The following is a 19694-nucleotide window of genomic DNA, read 5'->3' on the forward strand; positions in this document are numbered from 1 at the left end:
CAAGTACCTCTACACCTCGAAGGTGAAGCTGTTGGAGTTAAAGATGGCGGTATGCTTGACCAGTCAGAATTTACGATAACTGTTTCTGCGAAGCCTAACGATATTCCTAATTCGATTGAACACGATGTTTCTGAAATGGAAATTGGTGGAGTGCTATTATTAAGCGAACTTAAGTTACCTGCAGGCGTTGTAGCTATTGGCGAAGACGATCTTGCATTATGTTCTGTATTAGCTCCACGTACAATAACTGCCGAAGAAGAAGCAGCAGATGCAGAAGCAGCAGCGGCATCAGCCGAGCAATCAGCGGCATCAGCCGAAGCAGCTGGTGAAGCTCCTGGCGATACAGCTCCTGCTAAAGAAGCAAAATAATATTTTAATTACTGCTTTTCATATTTAATAGTAATTTCATCTAATCTAATTGTCGTGGATTTTATTATTGTAGGGCTAGGAAACCCTGGTAAAGAATATGAACTAACGAGACACAATGTCGGCTATTTAGTGATAGATATTTTGTGCAATCGTTATGGAGGATCATTAAAGAAAGAAACACCAAATTCGATGGCCGATACTATACGGATTGGTGATAAAAAAGTACTGATTGCAAAACCTACAACTTATATGAATGATTCGGGCAAAGGTGTTGGAGAAATCATTCGAAGATATAAATCGGAACCTAAGCAACTTATAGTTATACAAGATGAACTCGATTTAGAGTTAGGTGATGTAAAAATAAAAGTTGGCGGAGGTTTAGCAGGACACAATGGATTGAAATCAATTAAGGACCACATACAATCTTCAGATTTCATAAGAATCAGAATTGGTATTGGTAAACCAACTCATTCGTCACGAGGGGCTAGTCATGTTCTTAAAGCATTTTCTAAAAAAGAAACAGAAGAATTTAAAATATCTTGTGAACATGCAGCGGATGCTATTGAATTAATAATTAATACTGATATAGCAAATGCTATGAACCAAATACATTAATAGTTTTATGAATAACGATCAGTCAGCCATATTTTCAAATATATCAAATGCCTTTGCTAAGTCGTCAATAGGAGACATATTCAGGACAACTATTGGTGATTCATTGGTAGTGCCGTCGCGCTCACGCGCACTAGCTAGTGCAATTATGTCTAAACAACATAATGAAGAATCTATAGTTGTCGTCACATCAACTATTGCGCAAGCTGAATCTTTAAGTGCAGATATAAAAGCATTTATTGATCCAAGTGATGTTGAACTATTGCCATGTTGGGAAACGCTTCCATTCGAACGTATTTCGCCTTCCATTGAAACAATGGGTATTCGATCACATGTAATCTCAAGAATGGGATCACTTAAAAGACCAAAAGTCATTGTTGGATCAGCACGTGCAATATGTCAAAAGCTTTCAAGAATTTTTGATGCTATAGAAGTAGAAATAAAAATAACAATTGGAAAAGATTTTTCTCAAGATTTCCTCATTAGTAAGCTCGTTGAAATTGGTTACTCGCGTGAACAACAAGTTGAAGCTAGAGGCGAGTTCGCTATACGTGGATCGATATTAGATATTTACTGTTCAACATCAATACACCCTATTCGTATTGAATTTTGGGGAGATACCGTTGAGCGGATAAACACATTTTCTTTAAGTGATCAGAGAAGTGTTGAAAAACTCGAAATGATCGTAATAGCACCAGCAAGAGAATTAATTGTAAATGATTCATTAAAAGAAAAAGCAAAAAAAGCTGCGATAGAACATCCATGGGCTCAAGAATCATTCCTAAAAATTGAACAAGGTTTGATTTTTGAAGGTATGGAATCATTCCTACCATTTTTAACTGAGGATAAACTCGGATTTCTATCATTATTAAAACCAAGTGATCCAATAGTGTTTTGTGATAGCGGTCAAATTGAATCTCGCTTGGAAGACTTAAAGAATGAAGAAGAAGCATTAAGTAAAACATTAAGTGTTACCTGGGATGCAAAATTAGAAAATACTCCTTCAATGTTTGTTGACTTTGAAACCTTAAGCAATGTTTCAAACTTAAAAACTTTCTGGGATAGTGTACCTAAATCACCAAATGTTGCATCAATCGCTGGTTTTGGCTTTAATACAACTAGAAGCGATATTGGTGAATTAGTTACAAAGTTAAATGACTTAAAAAATGTTGGTAATTCAGTTTTCCTAGTTTCAGACTCAGTTGCTGGTGTTAATCGATTATCTAATAAATTATCCGATGAGGGTCTTAGTATAATCTCGTTAGACAAGATAGATCAAACATTAGCCTTTCAACCTGGTATCTATTCATGTGTTGGCGATATTGAAGAAGGAACAATATGTTCTACTTTCAAAATCGCGATTATTACTGATCACGAACTAGCAGGTAAACGCTATGTTCGTCGTCGGACTACGACAAATAAACGAGCTGTTCAAACTTATGATGATCTGTCTGTGGGCGATTATGTAGTACATCATCATCATGGTGTTGGTCGTTTTGAGGGTTTAGAAACAAAAACAATGGTGGGAGTAACACGCGAATATTTAATACTTTCATTTAAAGGAAGCGATAAACTTTTTGTACCTAGTGACCAAGTAGGTTTAGTTCGAAAATATATCGGTGGAGAAAAACCAACATTACATAAACTCGGTGGTTCAGATTTCGAAAAGACGCGAAGCTCGGTAAAAAACCAAGTAAATCTAATAGCTCAAGAATTAGTTGTGTTGTACAGAAAACGAATAAATTCTTCAGGTATCCAATACAGTCCGGATACACCATGGCAAAAAGAAATGGAAGATTTGTTTCCATTTGAGTTAACAATAGATCAAGCACGTGCTATCGAAGAAGTTAAAGTTGATATGGAAACTGCTCATCCAATGGACAGATTGATATGTGGCGATGTTGGTTTCGGAAAAACAGAAGTAGCTATGCGTGCAGCTTTTAAAGCAACACAAGATTCTCGTCAAGTAGCAGTATTAGTTCCAACCACATTATTAGCAACGCAACATGGAATATCATTCGAAGAAAGATTCTCACCATTTGGATTAAGAGTAGAGACATTATCACGATTCAAAACTTCAAAAGAGCAAGATAAAATTGTTCAAGATGTAAAAGATGGTCTAGTAGATGTTGTGATTGGAACACATAGATTATTAAGTAAAGATATTAAATTTAAAGATGTAGGATTATTGATTGTAGATGAAGAGCAGAAGTTTGGAGTAAGTCACAAAGAAGCAATTAAGCATTTTGCTCATAATGTTGATGTGCTCACTTTAACCGCAACTCCTATTCCGCGTACCTTGGAAATGTCACTTACAGGTATCCGGGATTTGTCAATGATTACAACTCCACCAGAAAATCGACAACCAATTTTGACATATGTACATGAGTATGATGAACGTGCTGTTGCAGAGGCAATTAGAAGAGAGCTTTTACGAGAAGGTCAGGTTTTCTTTGTGCATAATAGGGTAAAAGACCTCGAGCATTTCGCAGATAAAATTCGTGATTTAATACCCGAAGCTAGGGTTGTTACTGCACACGGACAGATGAGAGATAATCAATTAGAAAATGTAGTTAATGATTTTTATGACCGCAAATACGATGTTCTAATTTCTACAACGATTGTAGAATCAGGGCTGGATCTTCCAGCAGTAAACACACTAATAGTCGATAGAGCAGACACTTTAGGACTAGCACAACTATATCAACTACGTGGACGTGTTGGTCGTAGAGGACAACGAGCTTATGCCTATTTATTTTCACCAAAGAATCAGGCGTTAAGCCACTTAGCCTATGAACGATTAAAAACTATTGGTGAATTTACAGAATTAGGATCTGGTTTCAAAATAGCTATGCGCGATTTAGAAATACGTGGCGCTGGATCATTGCTAGGAGATGTACAATCTGGCCATATTGCAGCGGTTGGTTTTGACTTGTATTGCGAAATGGTCACAGAAGCAATCGATGAATTAAATGGTATAGAAAAAGAAGAACTTGTAGACGTAACAATTGACATTCCCGGTGATGCATTAATACCACAAGATTATGTTGCAACCCAAGATCAAAGATTTGATCTCTATCGCAGGCTTTCAATTGCAAAAACAGAAAACGAAATTGACGAAATATCTATAGAAATAAAAGATCGCTTTGGCATAATGCCAACAGTTTGTGAAAATTTGATTGAGATTACAAAATTAAGAGTTGCTTGTCAATTGGTCGGAATTTCATCAGTGCTGCGAAGTCGCCAATTTTATAGATTTATAGGTGCACAATTGAGCCAGAGTCAACAAATACGTTTACAAAGAGTATTCAAAGATGCGATTTATAAAGAAGCCCATATTTTAGGGCAAAGCGAGATCGTTATAGAGCTAAAAACGATAAGGTCTACATTAAATATAACAAATAATGATATTCCCGTGACTTTAATTGCCTTTATTTCGGCAATGTATGACACAAAACAGCTAATCTAGTTCAGTGAATAAATTTAAAACAATAATACTTATAACAATTGCTATTTTCGCGTTAACATCTTGTGGAACCGTCAAAAATGAACTTGGTTTTGGCGATAAAGCAGGTTTGACCTACAATAAGCTTTCTGTTTCTGAAAAAGATATAGATGCTGACTTAAAACAATTAGAGACTAACAAAACATTTACTGACCAATTTAGTGACCCTTCACAACCGTTTTTGGTTAAAGGTAAATTGTCACCTGATATAAAAGCAACATGGGTAAATATTCAATTACAAATACTTGCAATTAAAGAAGCAAGAATTGCAGCTAAATTAAAAATAACTGATGCAGATAAAAAGACTGCTGAAAAAAATGCTAAATCATTTTTTGCTTCTGGAGACGAAAAAGCAGATAAGAAGATTTGGGATGGTTTTAGTAAATCTTTTAAAGATAGATTGATTAGTGGACTTTCACAAGAAGCGGCATTCTCTCGTGGTTTAGAAACACCAAGTGATAAAGAGATTAAAGCTTTTTATGAAAAATCATGTCCTAATAAATTGGAAGTAAGTCATATTTTAGTTGCTACCGAAGCCGAAGCTAAAGCTATTAAATCAGAGTTAGATGCTGACCCTGGTAAATTTGAAGCAATAGCAAAAGAAAAATCTACTGATACAGGAAGTGGTGCGCAAGGCGGTGACCTGGGTTGCTTAGTAGACGGAGCTTTTGTAAAGGAATTTGAAAATGGCGCTAAGACTTTAACTCCAGGACAAATTTCAAATCCCGTAAAGACAGAATTTGGCTATCACATAATTGAGGTAAGTAAACTTTCACCAGTTTCTGATAAAAAAGACCAAATTATTGAAGCAATGAAGAAAGATACATCGGAACAAGCATTTCAAAAGGTTACCGAAGGTACTAAAGATGCAAAAATTAAGGTATCAAAAAAATATGGTAAGGTTCAAAAAGATGAACAAGGTATTCCATCTATTGTAAAAAATGAAACAAAAACGTCTGACGTTAAAAAAGATGTCCCTGTTTCAACGATTCCAAATGCAGTCCAAGACACTGTTCCTAGTACTTAATATTGAGCAATATGGAAATAGCTAAAGCTGTTGATATCGTTGCTGAATTACGGGACCCAGAAAACGGTTGTCCTTGGGACCTAAAACAAACGCATGAATCATTGACTAAATATTTTATTGAAGAAGTCGAAGAGGTCTGTGAAGTTTTAGAAGATTTTGAGAATACTAAAGATTATACAAATTTGAAAGATGAACTTGGCGACGTTTTACTTCAAGTATTATTGCATTCACAATTAGCAAGCGAAGCTAATGAATTTACTTTTGATGACGTTGTTTCAAACTTAATTGAGAAATTGATACGTAGACATCCGCATGTTTTTGGTGACAGTGAAGCTAAAACTGTTGAAGAAGTTGAGAAACAATGGAAATTAATTAAAGAACAGGAAAAAAATGAAAATTAAACTAGTGCAAGCAATTGAAATATTAGATTCGCGTGGTTTTCCCACTCTTGAGGTGAATGTTGAATTAGAAAATGGCATAAAAGGTGTAGCTGCCGTTCCTAGTGGTGCAAGCACTGGTATCCATGAGGCCTGTGAATTAAGAGATGGGGACAATTCGCGATATGCAGGAAAGGGTGTTCAAAATGCTGTCAGTAACGTTAACGATCAAATTTCAAAAATAATTATAGGTAGCCAAGTAGGAAATCAAAAAGACATCGATATGAAAATGTGCGATTTTGATGGTACAAAAAATAAATCAAATTTGGGAGCAAATGCAATTCTTGGTGTTTCTTTAGCTGTTGCATATGCAAATGCAAATAATGAAAATAAGGCATTATTTGAATCGCTAAATAATGATGGGCATATATTGCCAGTTCCTATGATGAATATTTTAAATGGTGGAGCACATGCTGCATCAAATATAGATTTTCAAGAATTCATGATCTTGCCAATAGGGGCAAGTACATTTAGTGAAGCTTTACGCTGGGGTTCAGAAATTTATCATGTACTTAAATCGATATTGAAGGATAGAGGTTTATCAACTGGACTCGGTGATGAAGGTGGATTTGCACCCAATATTGATACACCAAAGAATGTACTGTCTTTAATAAGTGAAGCAGTAGAAAAGGCTGGTTATTCTTTAGGTGACGACATTGCATTTGCCTTAGATGTTGCGGCCTCAGAGTTTTATCAAGAAGGTAAATATAATTTGGCCGGTCTCGGTGAGAATTTTTCTTCGGCGGAATTAACAGATTATCTTGCTGTTTTGGCAGCAGATTTTCCTATAATATCTATTGAAGACGGTTTAGATGAAGATGATTGGTCTGGTTGGAAATATATGACAGAGAAACTTTCGTCTTCTCTACAGTTAGTAGGCGATGATCTTTTCGTAACTAACGTTGAGCGTTTGCAAATGGGAATAGACCAAAATATTGCTAATTCTATATTGATCAAATTAAATCAAATCGGTACTTTAACGGAAACTTTAGATGTTATGAACTTGGCAAGTAAGAATAACTATAAATGTGTGGTAAGTCATAGAAGTGGTGAAACTCATGATAGTACAATTTCAGATTTGGCTGTCGGCACTAACTGCGGACAAATAAAAACTGGAGCTCCAGCACGTACAGATAGGGTTTCTAAATATAATCAATTATTGAGAATCGAGAAAAAACTAGGTGATAGGGCTGTTTATGCTGGAAGAAGTGTATTCACCAACAGTTGATTAATTATAACTAAAATGACGCGAATGAATACTGCAACTATTAATCGTACGAAATATGCAAAAAATACAGTTCATAATAAGAATAATTCTTCGAATCAATTAAATCACCATAGAATAATAATTGCTTGTGTACTAATTTTGCTAACAGTAGTTGCGATTATGTTTATATATGTTTATCCGATACGTGCGTACTACGCTGAGACATCAAAATTAAAAACCGAACAGCATAAATTGCAAATATTAAAAGAAGCTAATGTAAAAATGAAGAAAGAACGTACTAACTTATCTAAAGATAGTGAAATTGAAAAATTAGCACGTGAAGAATATCATTTAATAAAACCAGGTGAAGATGCATATATAGTTACTGGAAAATAAAATCCATAATCCGTGTTGGCTGTTGTACGTCTTAGTACTAATACATACAACAGCCAACACGATAAACTGTAGCTATGAAATTTATTAAGCCAACGAGTTGGAAAGAACCATCCCAAGTTGATATATCAAAAGTTGCAAATCTTTTAGGTAAAGATCCTCAAGGTGAATTTCAGATAATTGTCTATGATGAAGCTACTCCATTGATCATAGAAAATTCGCCATTTTTTTATGATGGTACCCCTATGCCTACTCGTTATTGGATTTTGGAATCTGATATCTTTAATAAAATATCTAAACTAGAAAGTTCAGGAGCAATAAAAAAAGTTCAAGAAGAGATTGATATTAGTGAAATACAAAAAGTTCATGATAAATATGAATTTGCTAGGAATGCATTGATTGACCCATCTTTTGTAGGTCCAAAACCCAGCGGTGGAGTGGGTGGAACAAGGAAAGGTGTCAAATGTCTTCATGCTCATGTCGCCAATCTTTTGGCTACTAATGATGATATTATTGGGCAGTGGACTTTAGATGAAATCGCCAAGACTGACTTTATTAATCATAGGGAACGAAAGGTCGCCTCGAGTCAAGACGAGTCAAATAAAAGGATAGTATGATAGTTGCAATTATCGACATAGGAACTAACACCACAAGACTTTTAGTAAAAGATAGTGAAACAGGAACTGAACTAACACGTGAGATTGCCTTGACGCGTTTAGGACAAGGTATAGAAAACACGGGCAAGTTACTTGATGAGGCAATGACAAGAACAAGATTACAAGTTGAAGAATTTGTTGAAAAAGCAAAAAAATTCGAGGCGAAGCAAATTAATGTTTTTGCTACTGCAGGATGTAGAAATTCATCTAATGGTAAAGATTTTATTAATACATTGAATGATATAGATGCTGTAAAAGCAATAGTTATTGATGGTAACTATGAAGCAAATGCAAGCTTTGCTGGTGCTGTTAGTGGTTTTAGTTTTGAAGATTCACCACTTCCACTGGCAGTAATCGATATAGGGGGAGGCTCAACTGAAATAGGAGTTAGTTCATTAACTGATGTATCTAAATGCGAATCATATGTGTCTATACCTATTGGAAGTTCTAGATTAACTGAACGATATCTCCATAGCGATCCACCTAAACCAGAAGAATTAACAAACGCAATTAGAGATGTTCGGGATTCAATAAGTGATGCAATATCGAGTAATAATGTGCTTGCCAATGCAAAAACATTCATTGGAGTAGCAGCAACTTTTACAACAGTTGGTGCAATTGAGATTGGTTTAACAAAATTTAATTTCGATAAATTACATGGCTTTGTTTTAACTAGAGAAATGATTGAAGAGATATTTCGAACTTTAGCAACTGAAGATTTAGAAACGAGAAAGTTTAACCCGGGGCTAGACCCAGAACGAGCAGATTTAATTGTAGGCGGCATATGTATATTGGTTGCAATTATGCGTCAACTAGATCTTGCTCAAATAACTATAAGTTGTACTGATCTTTTAGACGGCTTATATAATATGGTTTTGGATAACTAGGCTTGTAGGACAGACCCTAAAAATTATTTGAGCATATGATCACGGTAATATTTCATCTCATCAATAGAACCTAGAATATCATCGAGCGCACGATGGTTTCCTAATTTTTCTGGCCTTGCTTTAAAAATATCCGGGTACCAACGTCGACATAATTCTTTAAATGAAGAAACATCAACACTTCTATAGTGTAAAAAGTAATCTAACTTTGGCATATATTTATCCAAGAATCGTCGGTCAACTCCTATCGAGTTTCCACAAAGAGGAGCAGAGCCTCCTTGTATTCCTAATTTTCGCAAATACTTAAGGCACATTGTTTCTGCTTCTTTTAAAGATACATTACTGTTTAAAATCTCTTTTGTTAATCCAGATTTTTCATGCATCTTTTTTACGATATCTTTCATGGAATCTAGCTTCTCACCAGTTTCTTGAATTACTATATCAATTCCTGGATCTATAATATTTAGGTCCGAATCAGTAACTACAAGTGCAATTTCTACGAGTGTGTCTGACTCAGTATCTAGACCTGTCATCTCACAATCTGCCCAAACCAGGTATTTTGATGGCAATGGTGCCTTAGAGGTGAAGGGTTTTTCGTTATTGTCAGTATCGTTCTCGTTAGAATTCATGTAATTACTCTAGCGTGTAGCTATGCGAATACTATAAGTGCAGGTTAATGGATAAAATGATTAATATTGGTATTAAAGGTACATCTGTATTAATATAGATTTGAAATTGGTATCTACAAAGTAGATTAAATATTAGGAGAAACACGGTGATCCAACCTCAACAAGAGGTTGCGACGACGGTAACTATCGATTATTCGAACATTATCGGCTCCTCACCGGAGCATGACGCAACTAGTAGTATTTTTATAATTTATAACAGTCCATGTGTAATGGCGAGATTTTAATTATGGGATTATCATCTATTCAAAAAGTTGCCGACAAACCTACAGTTTTCGTAGTAATTCACGCTCCGATTAAAAAGAACGGATCTAATGGCTGGGGAACAGCACTATATGGTTCATATTATGATCTAGTCGAAAGTGGAGAAGTAGACAGAGTCATAGTCTTATCTGCACCTCAAGATCAAGCAAATATCCCAGATAGAGATACGAATGTAATCTATAGACAAGTTGATTGTGATAGATCAACATTTACTAATTCTAAAGCCCCTGCTACAGATGTTTATATTTGGGATTTGGTGCATTTAATGAGAGAACGTGATACTAGCCCATTGGTTAGTAATGCATTTAAAAATGCGCCAGCAAAATATTATGAAGCTTGGAAGAATTTCTTTTTATATTCAATTGCCACTGCAACGACAGCTTTAGAAGAAGGTGCCAAAGTTAATAATCCTATCTTTCATTTAAATGATCCTCATGATTGTTTTGTTAGTGCTCTATTTGAAGGCAATTATGATCCTGAATTTATAAGTCAAATAATTGGTGCAGAAAATAGAGATGAATTGATGCGATTTGAGACTATAAAATCTGTATTTTTAGAAAAAAATAAATCAATAAAACACAGCCGTTTTTGGCATATTCCTGCAATAGATATTGAATCATTTGATGAGTGGTTTGTACAAGACCCAAAAATGGCAGCACACTTATTTTCGTCAGTTTTTTCATCTCCATTAAATGTGCACTCTTTAATATGGAAAAAGCCATTTGATGAATTGTTTAAAAAATATGTAGATTTAGTAAAGGATATAATACCTTCAGCAAATAGAAGCTCATTAGATAAAGGTGTTGGAGTAGGACCGATTGCTTATGATCCAGGTTCATTTATTAAACGGTTTGAAGAATATGATCAAAGTGGTGAGCTCAGAGAAACACTACCTATCCTTGAGGAATGGTCTAATCAAATAGTACAGAGTGTTGGTTCTGATAGCGATGGAAAGAAACTTGAACCATTCGTAGTATTTTTAACCTGTAGGGGTGATGACCCTAAAGCTAATTTGATAGACACTGTCAAATCGATTATAGCGTCAGTTCAAAATGATCCGGAAATGGCAAAAAGATTAGTATTGGTAGCCGCATTTAATTCAAGCAGGGTTTTTGAAGATGAGTTGTATCAAAGAACTTTAGATGGTTTCAAATTAGAAATAGCCAAACTGGCTAAATTAATAGGAACTGATAGGATTATCTGTGCTGAGTCTTTACCCGCTATTGAAAAAGGTATAGCAACTGATAACTTAGATCAAGCAGTTGAACTTTCAGCACAACAACATAGAGACGCTCTTATTGATTTAGTTGGTCAAGATGTTGCAGAGTGCTTTACCCTTTTGCCAAATCGTGGAAGTAATATGCCTCATCAGACCGCAGGGTTTATATTAGCTAATGCATTTATTTGTGCATCTCGTGGTGGTTTTGATGTTGTGGCTTTAGAGGCTTCTATAGTTGGAAAATTAAAACAGCAAGGTACTTTAGCAAAAGAATATCTCAAAGTTTTAGATGACCACAATATGCGTCATGATGTATTCCGTTTGATAATAGCTAATACAGCTGGATCTGCAAGCTATTTAAAAAAGATCATGCCAGACAATTGTACTTTGATTAATAGTGATGATGATCGAATGCCAACTGCTGAAAGAATTTATTTTGCGTTGCTTGAAGCTTATGATTTAACTATTCTTGGTGACTCAGTATTAAAACCCGAGACTGATGTTATTGGTGCTCTAGGAGAAGTCTGTGGTTCTGATTGTGTTACCCAATGGACTGATAATGCTGTTAATGGTTATCCACAAGATCATCCTCGAACATTTGAAAGTTATCTTAGAGCGAACCAACAGGTACCGGCTGTTAGACTATAAATGGAAATCGATTTTTTAAACATTCCGTTTGAAAATGATGCTCATATTATCTTTGACAATGATGGTGTACTTTCTTCTTTAATTCCTGATTGGAATACGTCTAGTCCCAATGAAAAGACTTTGCGAGGAATAAAAGCTATCTTGAGAAAAAATCCACGATCAAAGGTATCTGTTTTAACTGGACGTTTGACTACTTTTCTTAATTCGAGAATAGGCTTCCAGTCCCTTATTAATACGTACCCTGATCAAGTAACATTTTATGGCTTCTACGGAAATCAAAAATATAACCCTATAACTGATCCTGAACACAGTGTTATAGAAAAGTTAGATGAGTATAAAGAACTAATTCCAAAACTTCTTAGCCTTTTAGAGCAAGGCTTAGACGAGATACTTACTGAATTAAATAAAATTAGTTTAAATGGTGAAAGTCCAATGAATATAGATCTACTCAAACAACTTGTAATCGAAGATAAAGCATTTGGTTTAGGAATTCATATTCGTCATCTATTGAATCATATGGGATTAATTAATAAAGATAATAGTGATCAGGAAATCGAAAATAGAAATAAAGTTATTAAACTTGTAAATGATGTTGTTAGTGAAATAGTAGCTGCTCTAAATTTTGCTAACCCTACCTTACCTTTTAAAATAAAATCTGGCTCTTTGATTAGCGAAATATTCCCAGCTTCTGGTATTAACGATGACAAAGTTGAAAGGTTTCTACAAATATATAATGATCACTTACAAAGAAATGATTGCCCTATAATTTACTATTTTGGTGATGATCTTGGTGATGCAAAAATTAATAATTTTTGTTATTCGAATCGAGATAATAATTATGCTCCAAAAACAGTGTTTATATTTGTCGATTCTTCGCCAGATGATTATGACCCAACTCGAGTGCGAATGCGTGAACAAGCAGATTTTGTTGTTTCGCCTAATGATCTACACAATGCAACTGAAGTTTTATCAAATATAATCGTACACAAGGCAAGTTTAGCTATTTCTCATGGAATAGAAATATGATATTAACAATAATTGTAAACTAATTATATACGATATAGGAGGCTAATGATCAAAATGCTAGTGTGGTAAATCTGTTGATAAGGACTAGTAATATATATAGACAATTAATTCGAAAGTGCAATATCCAACATATTTAAATAAAAATAAAAAATGTTTTCAAATATTTTTTATCTATGAAAGCAAATAAAGTGAATACATATCCAGAAATAAAAGATTGCTCTCTACTAAGCGACAATCGAACTATTGCAATAGTCGAACCTAACTGTTCTATCTCATGGATGTGCGCTCCACGTGCAGATTCTGCACCGATATTTGCACATTTGGTTGACACGGAAAATGAATCTAGTAAGGCCGGTGTTTTTGCGATTTCTGATATCACTGGTGATAATCCACGTCAAAGTTATGTTGGTGACACTATGGTATTGCGGAGTCATTTTTCTTCATTTCATGTTACTGACTATTTAGATGTATCTCGAGGTAGAACAAAACATCAAGCTGGACGTACAGATTTAATCCGTGTAATTGAAGGCTCAGGCGTAGCCAAAGTTGTATTTGCCCCTCGTTTAAACTTCGGTCGATCATTAACAAAACTGATACCTAAAGATAGAGGTCTTATTGTTAAAGGCGGAAATGACTTAATGTCACTACGCTCGCCAAAGATTTTCTGGGATATCAAAGAAGAAGATGGTAGCGATACAGCTGTCTGTGAAATTGATTTAGATTCAATGGGCGGACGAGTAAAACTTGAACTTCGTTGCGGAACTGCAAATATTACAGCAGATGTTATTTCTGAACCAGAACGACGTAGTGCAACTTTATTGTATTGGCAAAAATGGGTGGACAAATTATCTATACCTAAACTCGCAACCGATGAAGTTAAACGTTCTGCAGTAACGCTAAAAGCACTTTGTTATAGACCAACTGGTGCGATATTAGCTGCTGCAACAATGTCAATGCCAGAGGAAATTGGTGGGTCAAGAAACTGGGATTATAGATATTGTTGGTTAAGAGATGCATCTCTTTCTGCAGCATCGCTTGTGCGTGTTGGTAGTTATTCAGAAGCAATGTCATTTTTAGATTGGTTACTTGATGTTGTTGAGATGAGAGACGGTGCCGAAAATCTACAGCCTCTATATAACGTAAATGGAAAGCATCTTGCTCCAGAAGCAGAGATTACACAACTGAGCGGATTTAGAGGTTCTAGTCCTGTCCGTATAAATAATGGAGCTGATTCTCAAGTGCAACTTGATGTTTTTGGCCCCATTGTTGATCTAATTCATTTATTAGCAATTCGTGGTGAAGGTTTAGCAACGAAGCATTGGGAGTTGGTCAATCAGCTAGTTAATGCTGTAAAACTCCGATGGAAAGAAGTCGATTGTGGTATTTGGGAAGTGCGTAGCGCGCCACGTCACTACACGTATACAAAATTGATGTGTTGGGTGGCAGTGGAACGTGCAATTGAGCTTGCTGATCACTTTACAGGCGAAGTCGATGAAGAATGGGTTGTATTAAAAGACGAAATTGCAGAGTCAATAAATAGTAATTCCTATAAAAGTGAAATGAATGCCTATACCTCAGCATATGATGAAACAGATATTGATGCTTCAGTATTGGCACTTGGACTATACGGGTTTATTCAAATGGATGATCCTCGTTTTGTAGGTACAATTAAAGCTGTTGAAGATCATTTATTAATAAATAATACTGTTTTTCGCTATATATTAGATAGTGGTAACGAGGATGGTATTGAAGGCCATGAAGGAGGATGGAATATTCTCACATTGTGGTTAATTAAATGCTATTGGGCTTCTGGTCGTTTAGATGACGCACGAAAACTCTTTCAAATTGTTAGAAAAAATATTGGTGCTACAGGACTTATCTCTGAACAAGTAGATCCTATAACTCTTGAATCTTTAGGGAATCACCCGCAAGCATATTCACATTTGGCATACATCGATACAGTAATTGCAATGGCTGCGGGAGCAGATTTAGATTAATACAATAAATATTAAAAAATTCAATAAATTCTGATTAGGTATAGATTTGAACTTATGGGCCCTTTTATGTAAGATATGAAAAAAGATTTTGGTTTAAAGGGAAGTAGCAGCAAAATGAATAAACATAAAACCAAACCAGATCTTCAGCTCTCGCTCGAGGAAGAACTAAATCGATTTTTCAAAATCAATGCTAAAAGACATATTGCGCAAGCTAAATTTGACGCCAAGCCAAAGCATTATTCTATACCGAACCGTTTAATTAAATTAGCTGCAACTTTGAGTGCTTTTGTTGGTATAGGTTTGCTAAGGTTTGGCTACGCGCCAGTGGCTGCAACACAAGGTATTAGTTATGTAGCTGGAGGTTTACTACAAATTGGCGCAGCATTAACTGGATTCAAATATGCATTTGCCGATAAATTTCGCGTTGCGAATCTACAGAAACTAAATTTCAAAACAGAACTTGCAAGACAGTACACTTTTACTAGCTTAGGTAGAACTAATGTAGAATCTTTTTTAAATGCATTAATTAAATTAAATTCAACTGCATTAATACGACTTAAATTTGATAATAACCTCACAAATAGACAAAAGAAAAAAGTTGTTATAGCGTTCCAAAATATTGACGATGCTTTAGTACACATGGCAGGTTTACATATTTCAAAAGAGATTGATCTAGAAAAACTACTATCTTTCCAAAAGAAAATGGAAACTTTAGCTCATGAAAGTATAAGTCATAATATTATAGAGATAGCAGACAATAGTCGTAGCATTATTCGATCTATTGCGAAAATCCGTATAGGTCAAGTAGGAGAACCAAGCGACAAAGAAGTACCTCTAGCAGCTGACACTTTAGAATCAACATCAATTGAACCACCTGACTTAACAGTACAGGCGAATACCCCTGGGTCAGCTCAGGTAGAAGAGATTACACATGATAAACCGTCAAATTTTGGTCATGGACTCTAAGATAATAATATTCAACAGGTGAAGTATTATCATTTAAATCTATTAATGTAGTGACACCTAAATTCATACCGATTAGGTATTCTTATCAGCTCATCATTAGAATCTAAATACATTTTAATAGGGGAATTTTTATGCGAAAATTAATACTAGGAATAGATATGGGTGGTACGAAAACTGCTGCTGGTATTTTTGAATATGATGGTGAACTATTATCCAAAGAAGTATTAATAAATCCTAAAACTGATGATGCAGAAGAAGTTTGGAATGGGATTACTGATCTTATAGATAAAGTATCGGCACCTTATATTGATGAAATTATTGTTTGTGGTGTTGGAGCAGCAGGTCCAGGCGAGCCAAAAGGTAAATCGTTATCTCCAGCTAATCTTCCAGCATGGAAAAAGTTTCCTTTGCGTGAACGCTTAGAAGCACATATAGGAAAAACAGCTTATATAGAGGATGATTGTAAAGCATTGGCTATGGGTGAAGGTTGGAAAGGCAGTGCTGTTGGCAAAAATAACTATATCTCTATGGTTGTTTCAACTGGTATAGGCGGAGGCATAGTTCTAGATGGCAAACTCCTTCACGGTCATGGAATGATGGCTGGACACGTTGGTCATATTATTATCAACCCTAATGGTCCTCTATGTGGTTGTGGACAATTTGGTTGTATCGAAGCTCATGCTTCAGGGCCGGCCTTATTGCGAAAATTCGGTATAGCTCCTGAGAAAGCTACATTGGAAATGAAAGAATATTGTGCTGATATGATTGCACATTTAATATGCATTGTGACAGCAACATTAGATATTAATTGGGTAACTATTGGAGGTTCAGTCGCACTAGGTTTCGGTGATGTATTTTTTAATCGTGCACAAGAAACTTATGACAAGATGATGCAAATGGATTTTGGCAAAGGACTAAAAATCGTACCTTCAGGTTTAGGTATAGACGGTGGGCTAATTAGTGCAGCAAGAGTCGGTAAATTGGGCTATAGAGGGATACTTTGGAGCTCTTAGCTAATATCTTGAGTTTAAATTCTTCAATTAACTAAGATATGTATGTGAATAAAATAATTGGAAAGAATATTTTTTTAAGACCTTTAATTTTTTCTGATTATAATAACTATTTTGAAGTTAAAACAAGATGTCACGATTGGCTAAGTAAATGGGAGCCAACATTTAACGGAACTTTCCAGGATAGTATTTCTACACCAGCTCTATTCGCAGGTCGTATTGAAGCTTTTGAAAGAGGAATAGCACAAGATAACTATTATGGACTAGGAATATTTCTACATAATTCTACTTTTATTGGTGAAGTGACAATAGGAAATATTGAACGAGGCCCTTTCCAATGCGCAAAGTTGGGATATTGGATTGATGAAAAGTATGCCGGAAGATCTTATACACCACAAGCTGTAAAATTAGTTATGGATTATGCATTTAGTGATCTAGATTTTAAAAGAATTGAAGTAGCTATTGTCCCTAGGAATAAACCAAGCGTAAGAGTCGTTGAAAAATTAGGTTTTGAATTTGAAGGTATATCAAGGGAATATATTGAAGTTAATGCTGTGCGCGAGGACCACAATCGTTATGCCATGACAAAAAGTCAATATTTATTGTTGAATCAGTAAGCTTGAGAAAAAATGGCTATCTCGCTTGCTTGATTACCTGTAATTAAACATTTCATTTTCGAACCATTACTATCTAGCAAATCTTCACTGTGAACATAAGGAATAAGACCAGTATCTATGCCTGAATCTATATCTTTATTACTTACCGGTAAACACCTTATTGTTGCTTTAGTCTCAGACTTTACCTGAGCTTCAGAAGCAATAGCCCCATCCCAAGGAACAATTGCGTAACCGCCACATTCATTTAAGAAAGATTTCATTTCGTCATAACTCTTCGGACGTATAGTATTTTCATCACGAAAATCACGCGCCTCATCAAATAGTGCTTGATCATGTTGGATCAACATCTCATTAATTCGATTGGCCAAACTTTCAAAATTAACTTTTTCTTTTTGGCTACCTCGAGCATCAGGCTCAATCGTTGAACCTGCGCGCATTGAAACAAGAACAGTGCCCTCCTCAATATCACGAGGACCAATTTCGATACGAATAGGAACACCTTTAAGTTCCCACTCAAAAAATTTGTTGCCAGGACGAACTTCTTCACGGTCATCAAGCTGAACGCGCATGCCATTAGCGACCAATTCATTTTTAATACTATTTGACTTGTCTAGAACGCCACTACGTTCGTCATCATCTCTATAAATAGGAACAATAACAACTTGTCTCGGTGCAACAGCACTAGGTAGACGCAAACCTTTATCATCACCGTGAGTCATGATAATTCCACCAATAAGGCGAGTAGAGACACCCCAAGAAGTAGCATAAGGATTATCTAAAGACCCATCATGAGTTTGAAATTGAACACCATAGGCCTTTGCAAACTTTTGACCAAGATAATGTGAAGTACCAGCTTGTAAAGATTTCTTATCGCGCATCATTGCTTCCATCGTGAAAGTTTCACTTGCACCAGGAAAACGTTCGCTTTCAGATTTACGTCCAGCAATTACAGGCATCATAAGTTTATTAAGCACAGTATCTAAATATACATCACGTAAAATAGTGAGTGTTTCTTTGATAGCTTCTTGCTCTGTTTCGTGTGCAGTATGGCCTTCTTGCCACAAAAACTCAGATGTACGAAGAAAAAGACGAGAACGTTTTTCTGAACGGAAAACATTAGCCCACTGGTTATACATTAAAGGTAGATCGCGATAACTCTGAACCCACCTAGAATAAGTTTCCCATATAATAGCTTCAGAAGTAGGACGTAAAAATAAGTTCTCTTCTAAAGAACGGCCACCAGATTGTGTAACTTCATAAACTTCAGGTGCAAAACCTTCAACTAAATCTGCTTCGGCACCAAAAACACTCATTGGGGCTAAAGTGGGAAAATAAAAATTATCGTGACCTGTCAACTTAATGCGCTTGTCTACTTGTGCCTGTATTTGTTCCCAAATCGCATAACCCCAAGGTTTAATAACCATAGATCCTTTAGCCAAGCCATTTTCTGCCATTTGTGCTTCACGAATAACACTTTGATACCAGCCTGGAAAGTCATTTTTTTGTGTTGGAAGTTTTGATTGTGCCATATCAATAGATTCTAGTGGCTTCGTATAAGAAATTATTCATGATTAAAATACAAATATAATTATATTTCAAAATGATCTGGTTAAAACATTCACCTATTAGAAGAGCTATTATATTTGCCTACTACATTATGATTTTCATAAATCGTAAAGTAGTGCGCAATGTGCCCGAGTGGCGGAATGGCAGACGCGAGCGGCTTAAAACCGCTTGCTCGAAAGGGCGTGCGGGTTCGAGTCCCGCCTCGGGCACAAATTAATACTTTCCAAGGTCGAACCTACGACGTTCGACCCATTACTGTTCGAGTACACAAATTATTTGCTAATTTTATTGTGCGACACGATGGACTTGAACATTAATGTATGTATTTGAAGATAAAAAAGTTCATACAAGCTTTCAAAATTTTCATTTCATAGTAATTAAAAAATTTTTAATTGATGATACTCCAAAAAATATAAATACATAAATCGCAATTCGAATAGAAATAATTATAGGAATTTAATATGATTTTTAATCAAAAATTAGCCAAATTACTATAGAGAAATGTCTCATATTTCTGATTTTTGCGATCAAGAATCCAATATTTTTTAAAATAATAGTAGTACATAGTACAACTCTTAGGACATAATGCACATTTTTCTATAAAT

At 35.4% G+C, this 19694-nt stretch carries 17 protein-coding genes and 1 tRNA gene; 16 read left to right on the forward strand and 2 right to left on the reverse strand.

All coding sequences use genetic code 11. The features are described 5' to 3' along the window. The 9 genes from KBF89_07145 to KBF89_07185 form a co-directional block, all read left to right on the forward strand. Positions 1-369, forward strand: a 369-nt coding sequence (locus tag KBF89_07145) for a 50S ribosomal protein L25 (GenBank protein ID MBP9116101.1), incomplete at its 5' end; no start/stop codon positions are given. 27 nt (positions 370-396) lie between these two features. Then, entirely contained in the window at positions 397-984 is a 588-nt protein-coding gene (locus KBF89_07150; protein ID MBP9116102.1) for an aminoacyl-tRNA hydrolase, read from the forward strand. A gap of 7 nt (positions 985-991) precedes the next feature. Beyond that, positions 992-4450 (forward strand): transcription-repair coupling factor, encoded by a 3459-nt coding sequence (mfd, locus tag KBF89_07155; GenBank protein ID MBP9116103.1) that lies wholly within the window; start codon positions 992-994, stop codon positions 4448-4450. Positions 4451-4454: 4 nt separating this feature from the next. Then, positions 4455-5513 (forward strand): peptidylprolyl isomerase, encoded by a 1059-nt coding sequence (locus KBF89_07160; GenBank protein MBP9116104.1) that lies wholly within the window; start codon positions 4455-4457, stop codon positions 5511-5513. Between the two features lie 11 nt (positions 5514-5524). After that, positions 5525-5914, forward strand: a complete 390-nt coding sequence (locus KBF89_07165) for a MazG family protein (GenBank protein ID MBP9116105.1) — start codon at positions 5525-5527, stop codon at positions 5912-5914. Continuing rightward, positions 5904-7178, forward strand: coding sequence for a phosphopyruvate hydratase (eno, locus tag KBF89_07170; protein ID MBP9116106.1), 1275 nt, complete (start codon positions 5904-5906; stop codon positions 7176-7178). Before KBF89_07165 ends, eno begins: the two co-directional genes overlap by 11 nt. Before the next feature lie 24 nt (positions 7179-7202). After that, positions 7203-7553 (forward strand): septum formation initiator family protein, encoded by a 351-nt coding sequence (locus tag KBF89_07175; GenBank protein ID MBP9116107.1) that lies wholly within the window; start codon positions 7203-7205, stop codon positions 7551-7553. A 74-nt stretch (positions 7554-7627) separates the two neighbouring features. Then, a complete protein-coding gene (locus tag KBF89_07180) occupies positions 7628-8167 on the forward strand; it encodes a DUF501 domain-containing protein (GenBank protein MBP9116108.1) in 540 nt (179 codons plus the stop codon). Continuing rightward, complete coding sequence (locus KBF89_07185; protein MBP9116109.1) at positions 8164-9093, forward strand: hypothetical protein; 930 nt, start codon at positions 8164-8166, stop codon at positions 9091-9093. Before KBF89_07180 ends, KBF89_07185 begins: the two co-directional genes overlap by 4 nt. Positions 9094-9116: 23 nt before the next feature. Here the strand turns inward: KBF89_07185 and orn are convergent, their stop codons facing one another. Then, positions 9117-9719, reverse strand: a complete 603-nt coding sequence (orn, locus tag KBF89_07190; GenBank protein MBP9116110.1) for an oligoribonuclease — start codon at positions 9717-9719, stop codon at positions 9117-9119. A gap of 286 nt (positions 9720-10005) precedes the next feature. On the opposite strand from orn, the gene KBF89_07195 reads away from it, so the two are divergent. The 6 genes from KBF89_07195 to KBF89_07220 all read left to right on the forward strand — a co-directional run bounded on the left by KBF89_07195 (position 10006) and on the right by KBF89_07220 (position 17523). Next, positions 10006-11907: a hypothetical protein gene (locus KBF89_07195; protein ID MBP9116111.1), complete on the forward strand. Its 1902-nt coding sequence runs from the start codon at positions 10006-10008 to the stop codon at positions 11905-11907. Continuing rightward, complete coding sequence (locus KBF89_07200) at positions 11908-12933, forward strand: hypothetical protein (protein ID MBP9116112.1); 1026 nt, start codon at positions 11908-11910, stop codon at positions 12931-12933. Between the two features lie 188 nt (positions 12934-13121). Continuing rightward, a complete protein-coding gene (locus KBF89_07205) occupies positions 13122-14930 on the forward strand; it encodes a glycoside hydrolase family 15 protein (protein MBP9116113.1) in 1809 nt (602 codons plus the stop codon). Between the two features lie 114 nt (positions 14931-15044). After that, the gene (locus tag KBF89_07210) at positions 15045-15896 is read left to right on the forward strand and encodes a hypothetical protein (protein ID MBP9116114.1); all 852 of its coding nucleotides are present in this window, start codon (positions 15045-15047) and stop codon (positions 15894-15896) included. 131 nt (positions 15897-16027) lie between these two features. Then, on the forward strand, positions 16028-16909 hold the full coding sequence (locus tag KBF89_07215) for an ROK family protein (GenBank protein MBP9116115.1): 882 nt from the start codon (positions 16028-16030) through the stop codon (positions 16907-16909). A 44-nt stretch (positions 16910-16953) separates the two neighbouring features. Further along, entirely contained in the window at positions 16954-17523 is a 570-nt protein-coding gene (locus tag KBF89_07220) for a GNAT family N-acetyltransferase (protein ID MBP9116116.1), read from the forward strand. Here KBF89_07220 and KBF89_07225 read toward each other — a convergent pair. Further along, complete coding sequence (locus tag KBF89_07225; GenBank protein ID MBP9116117.1) at positions 17517-19052, reverse strand: proline--tRNA ligase; 1536 nt, start codon at positions 19050-19052, stop codon at positions 17517-17519. The genes KBF89_07220 and KBF89_07225 overlap by 7 nt on opposite strands. A 163-nt stretch (positions 19053-19215) precedes the next feature. Between KBF89_07225 and KBF89_07230 the strand changes: the two genes are divergently transcribed. Further along, positions 19216-19298 (forward strand) — tRNA-Leu (locus KBF89_07230). Positions 19299-19694 lie beyond the last annotated feature (396 nt).

This window comes from Acidimicrobiia bacterium (assembly GCA_018057765.1).
Lineage (GTDB): Bacteria > Actinomycetota > Acidimicrobiia > IMCC26256 > JAGPDB01 > JAGPDB01.